At 61.1% G+C, this 16386-nt stretch carries 18 protein-coding genes and 1 pseudogene; 15 read left to right on the top strand and 4 right to left on the bottom strand.

Features of this window, described 5'->3' with window-relative positions:
* The first annotated feature begins 40 nt into the window (after positions 1 to 40).
* From C1M53_RS31165 to C1M53_RS31145, 5 genes are all read left to right on the top strand, one after another.
* Complete coding sequence (locus tag C1M53_RS31165) at positions 41 to 1165, top strand: anhydro-N-acetylmuramic acid kinase (protein WP_129415880.1); 1125 nt, start codon at positions 41 to 43, stop codon at positions 1163 to 1165.
* A gap of 151 nt (positions 1166 to 1316) precedes the next feature.
* Entirely contained in the window at positions 1317 to 2051 is a 735-nt protein-coding gene (locus tag C1M53_RS31160; protein WP_129415879.1) for a glycosyltransferase family 2 protein, read from the top strand.
* A complete protein-coding gene (locus tag C1M53_RS31155; RefSeq protein WP_129415878.1) occupies positions 2044 to 2376 on the top strand; it encodes a lipid-A-disaccharide synthase N-terminal domain-containing protein in 333 nt (110 codons plus the stop codon). Before C1M53_RS31160 ends, C1M53_RS31155 begins: the two co-directional genes overlap by 8 nt.
* A 61-nt stretch (positions 2377 to 2437) precedes the next feature.
* Entirely contained in the window at positions 2438 to 4078 is a 1641-nt protein-coding gene (locus C1M53_RS31150; protein WP_129416443.1) for a glycosyltransferase family 39 protein, read from the top strand.
* A gap of 99 nt (positions 4079 to 4177) precedes the next feature.
* The gene (locus tag C1M53_RS31145; RefSeq protein WP_207213056.1) at positions 4178 to 5035 is read left to right on the top strand and encodes a phosphatase PAP2 family protein; all 858 of its coding nucleotides are present in this window, start codon (positions 4178 to 4180) and stop codon (positions 5033 to 5035) included.
* Between the two features lie 107 nt (positions 5036 to 5142).
* Here the strand turns inward: C1M53_RS31145 and C1M53_RS31140 are convergent, their stop codons facing one another.
* The 3 genes from C1M53_RS31140 to C1M53_RS31130 all read right to left on the bottom strand — a co-directional run bounded on the left by C1M53_RS31140 (position 5143) and on the right by C1M53_RS31130 (position 7019).
* The gene (locus C1M53_RS31140; protein WP_129415877.1) at positions 5143 to 5790 is read right to left on the bottom strand and encodes an FMN-binding negative transcriptional regulator; all 648 of its coding nucleotides are present in this window, start codon (positions 5788 to 5790) and stop codon (positions 5143 to 5145) included.
* Between the two features lie 80 nt (positions 5791 to 5870).
* The gene (locus C1M53_RS31135; protein WP_129415876.1) at positions 5871 to 6308 is read right to left on the bottom strand and encodes an acetyltransferase; all 438 of its coding nucleotides are present in this window, start codon (positions 6306 to 6308) and stop codon (positions 5871 to 5873) included.
* A gap of 36 nt (positions 6309 to 6344) precedes the next feature.
* Positions 6345 to 7019: an alpha/beta hydrolase gene (locus C1M53_RS31130; protein ID WP_054313999.1), complete on the bottom strand. Its 675-nt coding sequence runs from the start codon at positions 7017 to 7019 to the stop codon at positions 6345 to 6347.
* A gap of 244 nt (positions 7020 to 7263) precedes the next feature.
* On the opposite strand from C1M53_RS31130, the gene C1M53_RS31125 reads away from it, so the two are divergent.
* The 9 genes and pseudogenes from C1M53_RS31125 (at position 7264) to C1M53_RS31085 (ending at position 15285) form a co-directional block, all read left to right on the top strand.
* Complete coding sequence (locus C1M53_RS31125; protein WP_129415875.1) at positions 7264 to 8424, top strand: cysteine desulfurase family protein; 1161 nt, start codon at positions 7264 to 7266, stop codon at positions 8422 to 8424.
* 181 nt (positions 8425 to 8605) lie between these two features.
* A complete protein-coding gene (gene sufB / locus C1M53_RS31120) occupies positions 8606 to 10135 on the top strand; it encodes a Fe-S cluster assembly protein SufB (protein WP_129415874.1) in 1530 nt (509 codons plus the stop codon).
* Entirely contained in the window at positions 10135 to 10395 is a 261-nt protein-coding gene (locus tag C1M53_RS31115; RefSeq protein ID WP_129415873.1) for a hypothetical protein, read from the top strand. Before sufB ends, C1M53_RS31115 begins: the two co-directional genes overlap by 1 nt.
* Positions 10396 to 10420: 25 nt before the next feature.
* Positions 10421 to 11176, top strand: a complete 756-nt coding sequence (sufC, locus tag C1M53_RS31110) for a Fe-S cluster assembly ATPase SufC (protein ID WP_129415872.1) — start codon at positions 10421 to 10423, stop codon at positions 11174 to 11176.
* Positions 11177 to 11186: 10 nt separating this feature from the next.
* Positions 11187 to 12454: pseudogene (sufD, locus tag C1M53_RS31105) on the top strand (Fe-S cluster assembly protein SufD).
* A gap of 111 nt (positions 12455 to 12565) precedes the next feature.
* Positions 12566 to 13810 carry a cysteine desulfurase gene (locus C1M53_RS31100; protein ID WP_129415871.1) on the top strand — a complete coding sequence of 415 codons (1245 nt, stop codon included), beginning with the start codon at positions 12566 to 12568 and terminating at the stop codon, positions 13808 to 13810.
* Between the two features lie 5 nt (positions 13811 to 13815).
* A complete protein-coding gene (locus C1M53_RS31095; RefSeq protein ID WP_129415870.1) occupies positions 13816 to 14208 on the top strand; it encodes an SUF system Fe-S cluster assembly protein in 393 nt (130 codons plus the stop codon).
* 188 nt (positions 14209 to 14396) lie between these two features.
* Positions 14397 to 14783, top strand: a complete 387-nt coding sequence (gene sufA, locus C1M53_RS31090; protein WP_129415869.1) for a Fe-S cluster assembly scaffold SufA — start codon at positions 14397 to 14399, stop codon at positions 14781 to 14783.
* Positions 14784 to 14880: 97 nt separating this feature from the next.
* On the top strand, positions 14881 to 15285 hold the full coding sequence (locus C1M53_RS31085) for a GNAT family N-acetyltransferase (protein ID WP_129416441.1): 405 nt from the start codon (positions 14881 to 14883) through the stop codon (positions 15283 to 15285).
* 59 nt (positions 15286 to 15344) lie between these two features.
* On the opposite strand, the gene C1M53_RS31080 is transcribed toward C1M53_RS31085, so the two are convergent.
* The gene (locus C1M53_RS31080) at positions 15345 to 15842 is read right to left on the bottom strand and encodes a GFA family protein (RefSeq protein ID WP_129415868.1); all 498 of its coding nucleotides are present in this window, start codon (positions 15840 to 15842) and stop codon (positions 15345 to 15347) included.
* Between the two features lie 204 nt (positions 15843 to 16046).
* Between C1M53_RS31080 and C1M53_RS31075 the strand changes: the two genes are divergently transcribed.
* Entirely contained in the window at positions 16047 to 16370 is a 324-nt protein-coding gene (locus tag C1M53_RS31075) for a TfoX/Sxy family protein (RefSeq protein ID WP_129415867.1), read from the top strand.
* Positions 16371 to 16386 lie beyond the last annotated feature (16 nt).

Raw genomic sequence — 16386 nt, 5'->3', positions numbered from 1 at the left:
AGCATCGCCGGGCCTGGAATCACAAGAATATAGGTCAGGAATGCCCCAATTCTGCGCAATCGGCCTGATGAGCGGTACCTCCATGGATGGCATCGACCTCGCCATGCTGCGTAGCGACGGCGAAAATGCACTCGAGCGCGGTCCATCCTTCTTCGTGCCTTACGAGGCGGCCTTCCGCCAGCGCATCACGGTCGGGCTGGAGGAGGCCAAGGCAATCGTCCTGCGTGAGGAGCGTCCGGGAATGCTTGCCGGACTCGAGCGGGAGATCACGGAGAGGCACGCGGATGCGGTGACGCGGTTTCTGGCTGCGGATGCTGGAAAATGGGGGCAGCCCGACCTGGTCGGCTTCCACGGCCAGACCGTGCTGCACCGGCCACATCTGGGGCTGACGGTCCAGCTCGGTGATGGGCTGTTGCTGGCAGCGCGCACCGGTTTGCCCGTGGTTTATGACATGCGTGCCAATGACATGCTGCACGGTGGGCAGGGAGCGCCGCTGGTTCCCGCCTATCATGCTGCGCTGGCGAGAACACTGCCTCAGCCCTTTGCTGGCGAATATCCGGTCGTGTTCGTCAACATCGGCGGAATTTCCAACATCACCTATGTCGGGGAAAGCGGCGATCCTGTCGCCTTCGACACAGGACCTGGCAACACGCTGATCGATCAATGGGTGTCGCGCGAAGGGGGCGTGCCCTTCGATGCCGGCGGTGCAATCGCCAGCGAAGGTGCTGTGATCCTCTCTGTTGTCGAGCGTTATCTTGACAGTCCCTTCTTCGCCAAATCCGGTCCCAAGTCCCTGGATCGCAATGATTTCACGCTTGATGAAGTCGAGGGTCTGGAACTCGCCGACGGTGCCCGCACGCTGGCCAGCGTGTCGGCTGAGGCCATCCTCAAATCCGCCGACCATATGCCGGAAGCGCCGCGACTGTGGATCGTGTGCGGTGGCGGCCGCAAGAACCCGCATATCGTCGGCGACCTGCGCGCCGGTGCGCTGAAGGCCGGTGCGCAGGTGATCCTGGCCGAGGATGCCGGTTTCAATGGTGACGCCACAGAAGCAGAGGCCTGGGCCTATCTCGCCGTGCGTGCCGAGCGCGGTCTTCCGTTGACCTTTCCGACCACGACCGGCTGCAGCGACGCTGTGACAGGTGGACTGATCACGCGTCCGTGAACGGTATTGGCGTGTCCCGGACGCTTGCCACGATCTGGCCGCTGGCGTAAGGAAAGCCCCGCGTTCCGGTGGACGCGCCGCCATTCCAGGGACGCGTCGGGCCGACCGCGTCGCTCGACATCCGTGAAGCTGTTCGGTCGATCTGATTGCCATGGCGGACGCCCTGATCTCCATCGTCATACCAGGCCGCAATGAGGCGGCTAACCTGCCTCTGCTGATCGACGAGATCGCAACGGCCATGAACGGGCGTGACTTCGAGGTTATCGTCGTTGACGACGGTTCGACCGACGACACAGCGACGGTGCTTGCCGCCCTGGATGCCGCGCAACCGTTTCCGGTTCGCCACATCCGCCATGAGAAGTCGTCCGGTCAGAGCCTTGCCGTGCGTTCCGGTGTCTGGGTGGCGCGTGGCGACATCGTCGCGACCATCGACGGCGATGGCCAGAACGATCCGCAGTACATCCCGGTGTTGGTCGATGCGCTGCGCGAGGCCGGGTCGGAGGTCGGCGCGGCCCAGGGCCAGCGCCTGAAGCGGCGCGACAGCAAGGCCAAGCAGCTTGCCTCGCGTTTCGCCAACTGGTTGCGAAACGCCATCCTGCACGACCAGACCCGTGATACCGGCTGCGGGCTGAAGGCCGTGCGTACCGAGATATTCCGCAAGCTCCCCTTCTTCGACGGCACGCATCGCTTCGTGCCGGCGCTCGTTATCCAGGAAGGCTACGGCGTGGTGCATCGCGACGTGGTCGACCGCTCGCGCCGTCACGGCAAGTCCAATTACGGCATCTTTGATCGGGGGCTGCAGGGCGCTGCCGATCTGCTCGGGGTTTGGTGGCTGCGGCGCAGGCGTCGGCGTATGCCAAAGGCAAGGGAAATCACGCATGGATAGTGTGTTCCAGGAACTGGTGACCTGGCTGCACGAAGTCTTTGTGCAGCAGTTCGACGGCTGGGTGTTGCTCGGCTTCATCGCGCAGTTCTTCTTCACCATGCGCTTCGTGGTGCAATGGGTCGCTTCCGAACGGGCCAAGCGTTCGGTGGTACCGATTGCTTTCTGGTTTTTTTCGCTCGGCGGCGGCGGCCTGCTCCTGATCTACGCAATACAGCGCCGTGACCCGGTGTTTATCGCCGGGCAGGGGCTGGGCCTCTTCATCTATATCCGCAATCTCTGGCTGATCGCCAATGAGCGTAAGGCCGCCATGAGCAAGGTCGACTGACCTCAATGGCGCGGGCGTCCACGGCGGGTCAATCTTTCGACAGGAGATCAAGCGCGTGGAGATGACCAGGAAATATCTGTTTCTGTTTCTCTTCAGTCTCGTGCTCTCTGCGTCGGGGCTCGCCAGCCTGCCGGTGGTGGACCGCGATGAAGCGCGTTTCGTGCAGGCCACCAAGCAGATGGCCGAGAGCGGCGACTACATGGACATCCGTTTCCAGGATGCCTCGCGCTACAAGAAACCGATCGGCATCTACTGGCTGCAGTCAGCGGCAGTGGGATTGAGCGGCGAGGGGGCCGGTGCTCCGATCTGGATCTATCGTCTCGTTTCGGCGCTGGGCATCGCCATTGCAGTGGTTGCGACGGCGTGGACGGCAACGATTCTGTTTGGAGCAAATGCCGGTATGGCTGCCGGTCTGGTGCTCGCTGCCATCTTTGCCACGGCTTTCGAGGGGCGTATCGCCAAGACCGATGCGTTCCTCCTGGCCTGTTGTGTGCTCGCGCAGGGCGCATTGGCGCAGATCTATGTCGCGGCACGCCGCGACCAGCCGTCGGCCGCATATCTGCCGTGGCTGTTCTGGATTGCGCAAGGGGTCGGTATCCTCATCAAGGGACCGATCACGCCGGCATTGTCGCTTGTCACCATCCTGATCCTGCTCGCTTTCGAACGCGACGCACGTTGGCTGTCGCGACTGAAGGCCGGGCGGGGCCTGCTTCTGGCGGCTCTCATCGTGGTGCCCTGGCTTGCCATCATCACCTGGAAGAGTGGTGGTGCCTTCTGGCAGGAAGCTGTCGGAAAGGACCTGGTCGGCAAGGTTGCCGACGGCCAGGAATCGCACGGCATGCCTCCGGGCTATTATTCGCTGACCTATTCGCTGTTCATGTGGCCCTTCAGCCTGATCGCGCTCGGAGCGGGACTGGCAGCTCTCAATCATGTGCGCAATGACCCGCGGCTGCGCTTCTGCCTGGCGTGGTACATCCCGTTCTGGATCCTTCTCGAACTGGTGCCCACCAAGCTGCCGCATTATGTCCTGCCGGCCTATCCGGCCGTCGCGCTGCTTGTCGGCTGGCTGCTGACCCTGTCGCCCGAGCAGGCCGTCCTGAAGCGCTGGCAGACGTGGCTCTATTGGGCGACGGCCTTCGGTCTTGTCGTCGTCACGCTCGGGCTGGCGGCGGTCGCCGTCGGGGCGCCGCTGTATTTGACTGGTGCGTTCAATCCGTGGAGCATTCCGGCGGCCGTTTTCGCGCTCGCAGCGGGCTATCTGGCATTCCCGCGCCAATTGCAGCTTTCGTTGAACCGTGTTGGTGCCGCCGCAGCGGCCGCGGGAGCAGCATACGCTGTGTTGATCGGTCTCATCGTGCCGTCCCTGACGCCGATGTGGCTTACGCCGCGCATCGTTGCTGCGATCCAGGAAAGCAAACCGTGTCAGAATTCAATTCTGGCGTCTTCTCAATACCATGAACCGAGCCTGATCTTCATGGCCGGCACCAATACCAAGCTGACCGATACACAAGGGGCCGCTGCCCATCTTGCAATGGACCCGGCTTGCGCGCTTGCACTGGTTCCTGTTGCCGACGAGCCCGCACTTCAGTCCGCGCTGGCCGGGTCAGGGAAGACGGCAGCGCGCCTGAAGGAAATCGACGGCACCAACTACTCGTCCGGCGACAAGTTGGCACTCGGGCTCTACAGGGTCGCCAATCCTTGACCGTTCATTAGCCAGACCTTGATGATCTGTCATGATAGCGTCACTCTACCGATGTGTTGCTGCCGCTGATTGGCGGAACTGGGGTAAGGGGCTTTGATTATGAAGGACGCCGGCGCGCCACCACGGCCGCTGCTGCAGCGCATGCTTGCGCGCAGCCGGACGAACACGGCCACCACCTTTGCTGTTATTGGTCGCCGTTTCCACCGCCGACCGGCGCAATATGACCGGATATTCTGGCTGCCCTGGACAATCGGCTGTGTCCTTCTGGCGGGACTGGCAGCCATCTATCTCGATCACGCTTCGATACGCGATTGGCACCCGGTTTTTGGTGCGCTGGCTGAAATGTCCACACCGCTGGGATTGGGGGAGTGGTATCTCTGGCCAGCGGCGGCATGGTTGTTGGTGGCCAATCAGATCGACTGGACGGGTCTTGGTCGCAAACAACTGATGGCGGTCTACAACCGCACCTCCATTGCACTTTTCGTCCTTGTGGCTGTCGGTTTGCCCGGATTGCTGACCATCGTCCTGAAGATCTTGTTCGGTCGCGCCCGCCCCGCGCTCTACGAAACGTATGGTGCGTTCTCGTTTCATCCGTTCACGGTGAAAGCCATCTTCGCTTCCTTCCCGTCCGGGCATGCCACGACGATCGGATCGGTCGCGGCCGTTCTGATGCTTTTGTTCCCGCGTGGAAGGTACTGGTTCCTGCTCCTCGGCCTGTGGCTGGCGGCAACGCGTATCTTCGTCGGTGCTCATTATCCCAGCGACACCATTGTCGGCTTCGGCCTCGGTTTCGGCCTTGCGGTTGTGGCTGCGATCGTCTGTGCACGCCTGGGTTTCCTGTTCCGTTCAAACCCGGTCGGCCTGCCCCTTCCGAGACGGACGGTCTGGCGCACGCCAAGAAGTGCCACAGCTCCCGGAAACCTGATCGCCCGCAAACAGCCCGCAACCCTGCACTAAAGCCATTCCAGGAAAGTGCGTAGCGGCTTCCCGTCCGGAATTGCGCGAAAACAAAAAGTTTGAGCGTTTCGGCGTTTCCGTGGAAAACGGAAACGCTCAGGGGCCGATCAGTCGAGCCCGCCATAACGGCGCACCAGCGCCGCCATGTCGGGCGAATGCGGCGAGGTTTCACGGTCGAGGCCGCTTGCCACGCCTTCACGGTCGGCAACGGGCCGATTCTGGCTCACTTTCCATTTGCCTGTGATGTCTTCGATCGTGATTTCCAGGCCAATGATGCCCTTGATCTGAGCCTGGATGAATTCCGGTGGGGCGTCGGTAACCGCCCAGGAGTGTTCGCGCCCGTCTTCCTGCTTGCCGGTGAGATCGTTTATCTGCCGCGCAAGCCATGCGTTGTCGGCTACGATTTTTGCCGTTCCGCGCACCTGCACAGTGGCATAGTTCCACGTCGGCACCACCTTGCCGGTTTCGCGCTTGGTTTCGTACCAGGATGGCGTGACATAGGCATCGCTGCCCTGGAAGACGACCAGAACCCTGGCTGATGGATTGTCCGAAATCAGCCGCCAGTGTGGATTGGCTTTGGCCAGATGCGCTCTCAGCTTGCCGTGCGTATCGGTTTCAGCGTCGAGCAGGAACGGGATCGGATCGGCGACGGGTCCGTCTACGCCGTTGGAGATCAACAGTCCCAGCGGATGCGCGCGGATCAGCGCGTGCAGGACCTCGAGGCGCGTCTCATTGAAATGCGGCGGCTGGTACAAGGGTGAAATCCTTCTCTCAAGGACTACCCTGAAATCAACGTGGCTTTGACGCAATGCTCCTGTTGCGGATTACGACTGTCTCAGCCCAGCTGCGCAAGATGCAGCAGCGGAAAAGGCTTTCCGGAGCCGTCGAGCTCGGAACGACCGACCTGTGTGAAGCCGCATTTGAGATAAAAGGCCAGCGCACCCGGATTCTGTTCGTTGACGTCCACCTTCAGACGTCCCTTCAGCGCGACGGCATGGTCGACCAGCTGCCTGCCGATGCCGTGTCCATGATGAGACGGATCGATGAACAGCATTTCGAGATTTGCGCCATCCAGCCCGGCAAAGCCCAGCAACTGGCCGTCATCGCCTTCTGCGACGTAGACTTCCAGCGCCGGTATGTGCAGATCCCGCAGCCGTGGCTCGAAGAAGCGGATGTCGTCCTCGGTCAGGAAATGATGCGTGGCGCGCACGGCGGCAAGCCAGATATCGACCAGGCGCGCAGTATCGCGCTCGGCGTAGGATCTTATTTTCATGTGTAGTCCTGCTGCCGGCCAGCCGGCATGAGCGTTCTAGCGCAGTCGCTTCGGGCGCGGGTCGGCCAGTTCGCCGGCGAGACGGCGGTCGAGATAATCCGCGCATTCTTCGATCAGCAGCTCGGCGTCATTGGCGAAGAAGTGGTTCGCCCCCGGGAGCGTCTTCTGGGTGATGGTGATGCCCTTCTGGGTATGCAGCTTGTCGACCAGCCCCTGAACGTCTTTCGCGGGCGCCACCTTGTCGGCGTCGCCATGGATGATCAGGCCCGAAGACGGGCAAGGCGCCAGGAAGGAGAAATCATAAGTGTTGGGCTGTGGCGCCACCGAAATGAAGCCTTCGATCTCCGGGCGGCGCATAAGCAACTGCATGCCGATCCAGGCACCGAAGGAATAGCCTGCCACCCAGCAGCTCTTGGAATCGGGATGCAGCGACTGCACCCAGTCGAGCGCCGCGGCGGCATCCGAAAGTTCGCCTGTGCCGTGATCGAACTCGCCCTGGCTGCGGCCGATGCTGCGGAAATTGAAGCGCAGCGTGGTGAAATTGCGCTTCTGGAACATATAAAAGAGGTCGTAGACGATCTTGTTGTTCATCGTGCCGCCGAACTGCGGGTGTGGATGCAGAACGATGGCGATCGGCGCGCTCTTTTCCTTGGAAGGCTGGTAGCGACCTTCAAGGCGACCGGCCGGACCGGCGAAAATGACCTCTGGCATCAATAACTCCTGGTGTACGCTATATGGTGTCCGAACAATTCCAACTCCGGCTTCAATCCAAGCTTGACGCAAGGCGAGCGCCTACCTAGAAGCTAGTTTAGAACTGTTCAAAACTGCATGGCAGAGATGTAAGGCTCTGCCATTGCTGCCGCAAGCCGCGTAATAGGACGGCTGGCCTTGGAATTTCAAGGAAATAACGCTTCTCGCTGCGAGAGCGGGTTTTGAAGGGAAAACACCGGGTAAAATGGCCGAGCATCGCGCCTATCTCGACTACAATGCCAGTGCACCGCTGCTCCCGGCGGCGCGGGTGGCTGTGGTCGCGGCGCTCGATGCGGCAAATCCCTCCTCGGTTCATGCCGAAGGCCGTGCAGCGCGGCGGCTGGTTGAAGATGCGCGCCGCGATGTGGCCGCACTGGTCAATGCCAAGCCGGATCATGTATTCTTCACCTCAGGCGCTACGGAAGCGGCGGTGACACTGCTGTCTCCCGACTGGCGGATGGGCCGCGCGGCACTGCGCATGGCGCGCCTCTACGTCTCTGCAGCCGATCACCCGTGCATCCTGAACGGTGGTCGTTTCGCACGGGAGAAGATCGTGCGCATCGGCGTGACACCCGATGGCATCATCGATCTCGAAACTTTGGGCGTGGCACTCGCTAGCCACGACAAAGCCGAAGGACTGCCTCTTGTAGCCATGCACGCCGCCAACAATGAGACGGGCGTCATCCAGCCGATCGCCGAGATTGCCACGATCGTGAAGGCAGCCGGCGGTCTCCTGGTGGTGGACGCAGTGCAGGCCGCAGGGCGCATTCCGCTCGATATGTCAGCGCCTTATGCGGACTACTTGATTCTCTCCTCCCACAAGCTTGGCGGTCCCAAGGGCATAGGGGCCATCGTTGCTGCCTCTGATTTGATGATGCCTGCGCCTCTGGTTACCGGCGGCGGCCAGGAGAAGGGTCATCGCGGCGGCACGGAGAACCTTGCCGCCATTGCCGGTTTTGGCGCTGCCGCACGCGAAGGGTTGGCTGGACTTGCCGATATCGAGGTTGTCCGGCAGCGGCGTGATGCCATCGAGGCGATCGTGACCGAATTGGTGCCGGACGCCGAAATTTTCGGAAAGCGCGTGGAACGCCTTGCCAATACGACGTTCTTCGCTATTCCGGGCGCCAAGGCCGAGACGGTGCAGATCGCCTTCGATCTTGCAGGTGTCGCTTTGTCGGCGGGCTCCGCCTGTTCGTCAGGCAAGGTCGGCCCGAGCCACGTTCTGAAGGCGATGGGCCATGGCGAAGAGGGCGGGGCGCTGCGCGTTTCGATCGGTGCTGCCACGACCGCGGATGAAGTCGAGCAGTTTCGCAAGGCGCTGGCCGGCATCGTCGCCCGTCGCGCCGCGCGGGAAAGAGCCGCCTGAGAAAGGCGGGAAGCATTCAGGCTTCGGCCTGGTAGAGCCGTGTGTTCCGATTGGCCGGGTGTTTTCTTGGCCGGAGCGCACTATATGGAACTTACGCCGCCAAGCACGGTCCGTATCGGGCCGGCGGTGCCATAGTTTGAAAACGGCCGGGCCTTGACCTCGGCATGGATGGAGAACGCTTATGCCTGCTGTGCAGGAGACGATCGATCGAGTCCGAAAGATCGACGTCGATCAATACAAATATGGCTTCGAGACGACGATCGAGACCGACAAGGCACCCAAGGGCCTTTCGGAAGACATCATCCGTTTCATTTCCGAAAAGAAGAACGAGCCGGACTGGATGCTGGAATGGCGTCTGGAGGCGTATCGCCGCTGGCTGACGCTGGAAGAGCCGACCTGGGCGCGCGTCGAGTACCCCAAGATCGACTTCCAGGAGCTCCACTACTACGCGGCACCGAAGAACCAGTCCGGCCCCAAGTCGCTGGACGAGGTCGATCCGGAACTGCTCAAGGTCTACGAGAAGCTCGGTATTCCGCTGAAGGAGCAGGAAATCCTCGCCGGTGTGCAGAAGGAAAAGGCGCCGGTCGACGGTCTCTCGGACGAGGATGCCAGCGATAACGTCTACAAGTCCGGCCGCGTCGCCGTCGATGCCGTCTTCGACTCGGTTTCCGTCGTCACCACCTTCAAGGAAGAGCTGGCCAAGGCCGGCGTCATCTTCTGCTCGATCTCGGAGGCCATCCGCGAGCATCCGGAACTGGTGAAGAAATATCTCGGGTCGGTCGTGCCGACCTCTGACAATTTCTATGCCACGCTGAACTCGGCGGTCTTCACCGACGGCTCCTTCGTCTTCGTGCCGAAGGGCGTCCGTTGTCCGATGGAGCTTTCCACCTATTTCCGCATCAATGAGAAGAACACCGGCCAGTTCGAACGCACGCTGATCATTGCGGAAGAGGGCGCCTACGTTTCCTATCTGGAAGGCTGCACCGCGCCGCAGCGTGACGAAAACCAGCTTCATGCCGCAGTGGTCGAACTGGTCGCGCTCGACGATGCCGAGATCAAATATTCGACCGTGCAGAACTGGTATCCCGGCGACGCGCAGGGCAAGGGTGGCATCTACAACTTCGTCACCAAGCGCGGCGACTGCCGCGGCCATCGTTCGAAGATCTCGTGGACGCAGGTCGAGACCGGTTCGGCGATCACCTGGAAATATCCATCCTGCATTTTGCGTGGCGATGAAAGCCAGGGCAATTTCTATTCGATCGCGGTTTCGAACGGCTATCAGCAGATCGACAGCGGTACCAAGATGATCCATCTCGGCAAGAACACCCGCAGCCGGATCATCTCCAAGGGTATCGCCGCCGGCTTCAGCCAGAACACCTATCGCGGCCAGGTCTCGGCTCACCGCAAGGCGACCAACGCGCGCAATTTCACCAACTGCGACTCGCTGCTGATCGGGGACCAGTGCGGCGCGCACACGGTTCCCTACATGGAAGCCAAGAACTCGACCGCGAAGTTCGAGCATGAGGCGACGACGTCGAAGATTTCCGAAGACCAGAAGTTCTACGTCATGCAGCGTGGCATCCCCGAAGAGGAAGCTATCGCGCTCATCGTCAACGGCTTCGTCAAGGATGTCATCCAGGAGCTGCCGATGGAGTTCGCCGTTGAGGCGCAGAAACTCATCGGTATCAGTCTGGAGGGAAGCGTAGGGTAGTGAGCGCTGAGCCCAAGCTCTACCGAATTGTCAACACGATAGAGTGGGCAATTCTTGGTGTCTTGGGCTTGCTCTTAATTGCTGCAATTGGCGGAGCCGTTTTGGCACTAATTGGTGCGATAGGCGGTTGGTCGGAACTCAAGGCGCTTGGCGGCTATACAGCTGCAATCGGTGCTGGTGGTTTTTTTGTCGGGATGCTTGTGATGGGACCGTTGGTCTCCGGCATCTCAAGGGTGACTGACCGCGGCAATACGCGGTGAAGAAACTGAATTTGAAGGTAAGAAGATGCTTGAGATCAAGAACCTGCATGCCCGCATCGCCGATGACGGCACCGAGATCATTCGCGGCCTGAACCTGACGGTGAACAAGGGCGAAGTCGCCGCCATCATGGGCCCGAACGGCTCCGGCAAGTCGACCTTGTCCTACATCCTCGCCGGTCGCGAGGACTATGAGGTCACCGAAGGCGACATCCTCTACAATGGCGAGTCGATCCTGGAGATGGATCCGGCCGAGCGCGCCGCATCCGGCATCTTCCTCGCGTTCCAGTATCCGATGGAGATACCGGGCGTGGCGACGATGGAATTCCTGAAGGTGGCCATGAATGCCCAGCGCAAGGCGCGTGGCGAGGAGCCGCTGAAGGTGCCGGAATTTTTGAAGCGGGTGAAGGAAGCCGCGGCTTCGCTCAACATGGACATCGCCATGCTGAAGCGTCCGCTCAATGTCGGCTTCTCCGGCGGCGAGAAGAAGCGCGCAGAGATCCTGCAGATGAAGCTGCTCGAGCCGAAGCTGTGCGTGCTCGACGAAACCGACTCCGGCCTCGACATCGACGCGCTGAAGATCGTCTCCGACGGTGTCAACGCGTTGCGTTCGCCCGACCGAGCCTTCCTTGTCATCACCCACTACCAGCGCCTGCTCGAGCACATCGTGCCGGACAGCGTGCACGTTCTCTACAAGGGCCAGGTCATCAAGTCGGGTGACAAATCGCTGGCGCTCGATCTGGAAGCCAATGGTTATGCCGGCGTGATCGGCGAGGCTGCGTGAGGGAACTGTCATGAATGCACATGTTCAACCGCAGCTGACACAGGCCGAGACGGCGCTGATCGATGCCTTCGGTGAGCGGCAGTCGCTGCTGCCGGGCGATGGCGAGGTCATGGTTCGCCGCGACAACGCCATCGAGGCGCTGAAGGGCGGCCTGCCGACCAAGCGTATCGAAAGCTGGCACTACACCAATCTGCGCACCTTGCTGCCTGCCGTGCCGGGATTCGATGCATCGGCGAACGCCAAGCCGATTGCCGCGGTGATCGAAGGCTCGACGGTGGTTTCGGTGCTGAATGGTGCGTCGACGACCAAGTTCCCGACGGTCGAAGGTGTCTCGTTCGCCCGGCTGTCGGACAAGTTGACCGACGGCAGCTTTGCGCCGGCGCTCGATCTTTATGGCGCTGACGATGCCATCGGCGCGCTCAACACGGCTTTCGTCGCCGACGGCGTGTTTGTCGACATCGCCGACGGGATCGAACTGGAAAAGCCGATCGAACTACAGAATGTACAGCTGGCGGCCAGAGCCATATCCGGCTGCCGGTTCGTATCGGCAAAGGCGCCAAGGCGGTCATCGTCGAGCGCCAGACCGGTGAAGGCGCAGCGCTCACCTCGTCCGTCAGCCAGCTGACGCTGGATGAGGGTGCGGAAGCGACCTGGCTGATCGTGCAGGAGCAGCCGGAAACGGCTTCGCATCTCGCCCAGTTCAAGGCCTGGATCGGCAAGGATGCCAAGCTCACCTTGTTCTTCATGAATGCCGGCGGCAAGCTGGTGCGGCAGGAAGTCGTCGTGGCAACCAGGGGTGAAGGCGCCGATTTCAAGCTGCGCGGCGTCAATCTTCTGGCCGGCGATACCCACACCGATGTGACCATGGTGCTCGACCATGCGGTGCCGCACACCACGTCGACGGAGGTGATCCGCAACGTTGTCACCGGCAAGGCGCGTGGTGTTTTCCAGGGCCGCATCAACGTGCATCAATATGCGCAGAAGACCGATGCAAAGATGGCCTGCAACACCTTGCTGTTGTCGGACGATGGCGAGTTCTCGACCAAGCCGGAACTGGAGATCTTCGCCGACGACGTCCAGTGCGGCCATGGCGCCACCGTCACCGAGATCGACCACGGCCATCTCTTCTATCTGATGGCGCGCGGCATCGATGAAAAGACCGCGCGTGGTCTGCTGGTGAAGGCCTTTGTCGCGGAAGTGATCGAGGAACTGGAAGACGAGCAGATCGTCGAGACGCTGGAAGGCAAGCTCGACGAGTGGTTCGCGACGCACGGGTAGTGAGAGATAGTGAGTAGGGATTAGTGAGTAGTCAGTCGTGAGAGAGCATATGCGGACTTCAGGCCCGTTACACTGACTAGCTCGCTACTGACTACTCACTTCTGATTAGAAATGGATAATGTGCTGAACACCGCTGCCCCTTATGATGTCGAAGCGATCCGCCGCGACTTCCCGATTCTGTCGCGCGAAGTCTATGGCAAGCCGCTGGTCTATCTCGACAACGGCGCTTCGGCGCAGAAGCCGCAGGCGGTGCTGGACGCCGTCCAGCACGCCTATTCGCAGGAATATGCCAACGTCCATCGCGGCCTGCACTTCCTGTCGAACGCCGCCACCGATGCCTATGAAAAAGCGCGTGAAACGGTGCGACGGTTCCTGAATGCGCCGAGTACCGACAACATCGTCTTCACCTCCAACACCACCGCCGCCATCAACACGGTTGCATATGGCTGGGGCATGCCGAACATCGGCGAAGGCGACGAGATCGTGCTCTCCATCATGGAGCACCATTCCAACATCGTGCCGTGGCATTTCATCCGCGAGCGCCAGGGCGCCAGGCTGGTCTGGGTGCCGGTGGACGATCTGGGGGCGTTCCACATCGAGGAATTCGAAAAGCGGCTGACCGATCGCACCAGGCTCGTCGCCATCACCCAGATGTCGAACGCGCTGGGCACGGTGACACCGATCAAGGAAATCTGCCGCATCGCTCATCAGCGCGGCATTCCGGTCCTGGTCGACGGCAGCCAGAGCGCCGTGCACATGCCGATCGACGTGCAGGATCTCGACTGCGATTTCTTCGTCTTCACCGGCCACAAGGTCTACGGTCCGTCCGGCATCGGTGTACTCTATGGCAAGAAGGAGCGACTAGAGGCCATGCGGCCCTTCATGGGCGGTGGCGAGATGATTGAAGAGGTGACGGAGGATATCGTCACCTACAACGATCCGCCGCACCGTTTCGAGGCCGGCACGCCGCCGATCGTGCAGGCGATCGGCCTTGGTGCCGCGCTCGAATATATGGAATCGATCGGTCGCGAGCGCATCGCTGCGCACGAGGCTGACTTGAAGGCCTACGCGCATGAGCGGCTGCGGTCGATCAACTCGCTGCGCATTTTCGGCGATGCGCCCGACAAGGGCGCCATAATCTCCTTCGAGCTCAAGGGCATCCACGCCCATGACGTCTCGATGGTGATCGACAGACAGGGTGTAGCCGTGCGCGCAGGCACGCATTGTGCGCAGCCACTGTTGAAACGCTTCGGCGTGACCTCCACATGCAGGGCATCCTTCGGCATGTACAACACACGCGCCGAGGTCGACGCGCTTGTCGAGGCGCTGGAAAAAGCACGGAAATTCTTCGGGTAAGAGCCATGGAAGACGCCGCGATCACTGAAACAGAGACGCCTCAGGCGGTGCCAGCCGAGAGCGGTCCCGTTTCGGCAATTCCCGCAGACGAACTGGCGCGCATCACGGATGACATCGTTTCGGCGCTGAAGACGGTCTACGATCCGGAAATCCCGGCCGACATCTACGAACTCGGTCTGGTCTACAAGATCGACATCGAGGACGACCGCACGGTCAAGATTGACATGACACTGACCGCGCCCGGCTGCCCGGTGGCCGGTGAGATGCCAGGCTGGGTCGAAAATGCCGTCGGCACCGTGGAAGGCGTTTCGGGCGTCGAGGTCAAGATGGTGTTCGATCCGCCATGGACACCCGACCGCATGTCGGAAGAGGCTCAGGTTGCGGTGGGGTGGTATTAAGCCCGTCTTGCATGGCTGCGAAAACTTCACCATCTTATAGCTGGAGCAATTCCAGGAAAAGTGCACAGCGGTTTTCCGTCCGGAATTGCGTAGAAACAAAGCCAGAGTGTTTCCGCGTTTCCGTGAAAAACGGAAACGCTCTGGCCTCGTTCCGCAGGCCTTGAACCTGCGTGAAACTGGAGAATGACATGGGACGCTTCGCCGTCATCTCAATGACCGACAAAGCCGCCGAGCGCGTGCGCGAGATCATGGCCACGCGCGAGAACGCGCAAGGCATTCGTCTCGGCATCAAGAAGGGCGGCTGCGCGGGTATGGAATACACGGTCGATCTGGTGACCGAACCGAACGCCAAGGACGATCATGTCGAGCGTGACGGCGCGCATGTCTACGTTGCGCCCGAAGCTGCGTTGTTCCTGTTCGGCACCGAGATGGATTTCGAGCGCACGACGCTGCGCACCGGTTTCACCTTCCGCAACCCGAACCAGTCTTCGGCTTGTGGCTGCGGCGAGTCGGTGGAATTAAAGCCAGCCGACCTCAAGGCGTTGGCCGAGGCCCGCGCTCAAAGCGCCGCCTGAGATTTTTGCTGCAATGAATTCGACTGATGCGGGCGTGATCTCTGTCCGGCCGCATCGTCCTGCCGACCACGCGCAGCTTGCCGCCCTCTTCGAGGCGATGCAGCAGCACTATCGTGTGCCATGCCCTGCGAGGGAGGCCATCCTGGCAGACCTCGCCAGCCTCCCGGCCGGTGTTGAGATCCTCGTCGCTGAAACCGATCGCCTGATCGGTTTTGCCACATTCTCCACCATCTACCCCGGCCCGGGATTGAAGGGCGGGCTGTTCCTCAAGGACCTGTTCGTCCTGGAGGCCGTGCGCGGCAGCGGCGCCGGCAAGTCGCTTTTGCGCGCGCTTGCCCGCCTTGCGGTGACGCGCGGTCTCTCGCGCGTCGACTGGACCGCGGACAGGGGCAATGCCCGGCTGCTCGCTTTCTATGACGAAACCGGTGCCTCGCGTGAAGAAGAAAAAGTGTTCTTTCGCCTTAAGGGACAGGCACTCGAGGATTTCGCCAGCGAAAACTGACAGTGCCCCGGAGATTTACAGCGGAGAGCCGGTCGGCTCGCAGCCTCACCGCAGGTGTCTCACTCCACCCACATTCCGGTTCTTCGATGCCAGTCGGCAATCGATTCCTCAGGATACAGATCGAAGACCTTGTCGCCGTCGCGGATCTCGGGCTCGACCCAGCTGCTCTTGTACTTCAGCATCAAATGCGTGCGTTCCGGCGGCTCAGGCAGTTCCGTATCCACCGCCGATGCGAATGGATGCACGAGTTCCGGCCAGGTCGGATCGTAAAGCCACAGTGCCGAACCGCAGTTCTTGCAGAAATTGCGTTCGCCCGTGGAGGTCTCGCACACAGGGCGTTCGTCGTCCTGGATCTCGGCGCGATAGACACCGAGGTTTTCCTTGCCGGTGATCTGCAGCGTTGCTGAAGTGGCCCCGAGGTTGATCGCGTATCCGCCGCCGCCCTGCTGCTTGCGGCAGATCGAGCAATAGCAGAGCTGATAGGGTGCCGGTGTGTGGCTTTCGACTTCGAAGCGAACTGCGCCGCAACGGCAGGAGCCTTGGAGAAGCATGGGCATGATCGTTTCCTCGTTCTTTGCCTGAATCCTACACGCTTTGCGGACGAAACCTGTCAGGAGAACTTTGGTTGCGCCGTTATGAGCGGTTGCATTTTTCATGGAAACGCGGAACCGCTCTAACTCTTTGTTTTGATGCAATCCCGGACGGAAAACCGTTGGCCGCTTTTCCTGGAATTGCTCTGGGGTTCGTGACAGGATCAAGCCATGGACAATGACGCGATTTCCGACCTTTTCTCTGGCCTGGGCCCGGTCAGCATCCGCCGTCTGTTCGGCGGCAAGGGCATCTATTTCGAAGGTGTCATCGTGGCCGTCGAATTGCGCGGCGAGCTGATGCTGAAGGGCGATGCCGAGCTCGGCCGTGAATTCGACGCGGCCGGCTGCACGCAATGGACCTATGTCGGCTCGCGCCACGGCAAGCAGGTGGCGATGCCGTATTGGACACTGCCGGATGGCGCTGCCGACGACGCGGACGAAATGGCTTCCTGGGCCAGGAAATCCTATCAGGCCGGCTTGCGCTCGGGAAAGTGAGACGAGGAAGCCAGCC

The sequence above is a fragment of the Mesorhizobium sp. Pch-S genome (assembly GCF_004136315.1).
Lineage (GTDB): Bacteria > Pseudomonadota > Alphaproteobacteria > Rhizobiales > Rhizobiaceae > Mesorhizobium.
This window is presented reverse-complemented; position numbering and strand designations above follow the sequence as displayed.

Excerpts from the sequence above, each read along its gene's own strand:
- C1M53_RS31165 (WP_129415880.1), top strand. The coding sequence starts at position 41 with ATGCCCCAATTCTGCGCAATCGGCCTGATGAGCGGTACCTCCATGGAT.
- C1M53_RS31160 (WP_129415879.1), top strand. The coding sequence starts at position 1,317 with ATGGCGGACGCCCTGATCTCCATCGTCATACCAGGCCGCAATGAGGCG.
- C1M53_RS31155 (WP_129415878.1), top strand. The coding sequence starts at position 2,044 with ATGGATAGTGTGTTCCAGGAACTGGTGACCTGGCTGCACGAAGTCTTT.
- C1M53_RS31150 (WP_129416443.1), top strand. The coding sequence starts at position 2,438 with ATGACCAGGAAATATCTGTTTCTGTTTCTCTTCAGTCTCGTGCTCTCT.
- C1M53_RS31145 (WP_207213056.1), top strand. The coding sequence starts at position 4,178 with ATGAAGGACGCCGGCGCGCCACCACGGCCGCTGCTGCAGCGCATGCTT.
- C1M53_RS31135 (WP_129415876.1), bottom strand. The coding sequence starts at position 6,308 with ATGAAAATAAGATCCTACGCCGAGCGCGATACTGCGCGCCTGGTCGAT.
- C1M53_RS31130 (WP_054313999.1), bottom strand. The coding sequence starts at position 7,019 with ATGCCAGAGGTCATTTTCGCCGGTCCGGCCGGTCGCCTTGAAGGTCGC.
- C1M53_RS31125 (WP_129415875.1), top strand. The coding sequence starts at position 7,264 with ATGGCCGAGCATCGCGCCTATCTCGACTACAATGCCAGTGCACCGCTG.
- sufB (WP_129415874.1), top strand. The coding sequence starts at position 8,606 with ATGCCTGCTGTGCAGGAGACGATCGATCGAGTCCGAAAGATCGACGTC.
- sufC (WP_129415872.1), top strand. The coding sequence starts at position 10,421 with ATGCTTGAGATCAAGAACCTGCATGCCCGCATCGCCGATGACGGCACC.
- C1M53_RS31100 (WP_129415871.1), top strand. The coding sequence starts at position 12,566 with ATGGATAATGTGCTGAACACCGCTGCCCCTTATGATGTCGAAGCGATC.
- C1M53_RS31095 (WP_129415870.1), top strand. The coding sequence starts at position 13,816 with ATGGAAGACGCCGCGATCACTGAAACAGAGACGCCTCAGGCGGTGCCA.
- sufA (WP_129415869.1), top strand. The coding sequence starts at position 14,397 with ATGGGACGCTTCGCCGTCATCTCAATGACCGACAAAGCCGCCGAGCGC.
- C1M53_RS31085 (WP_129416441.1), top strand. The coding sequence starts at position 14,881 with ATGCAGCAGCACTATCGTGTGCCATGCCCTGCGAGGGAGGCCATCCTG.
- C1M53_RS31080 (WP_129415868.1), bottom strand. The coding sequence starts at position 15,842 with ATGCCCATGCTTCTCCAAGGCTCCTGCCGTTGCGGCGCAGTTCGCTTC.
- C1M53_RS31075 (WP_129415867.1), top strand. The coding sequence starts at position 16,047 with ATGGACAATGACGCGATTTCCGACCTTTTCTCTGGCCTGGGCCCGGTC.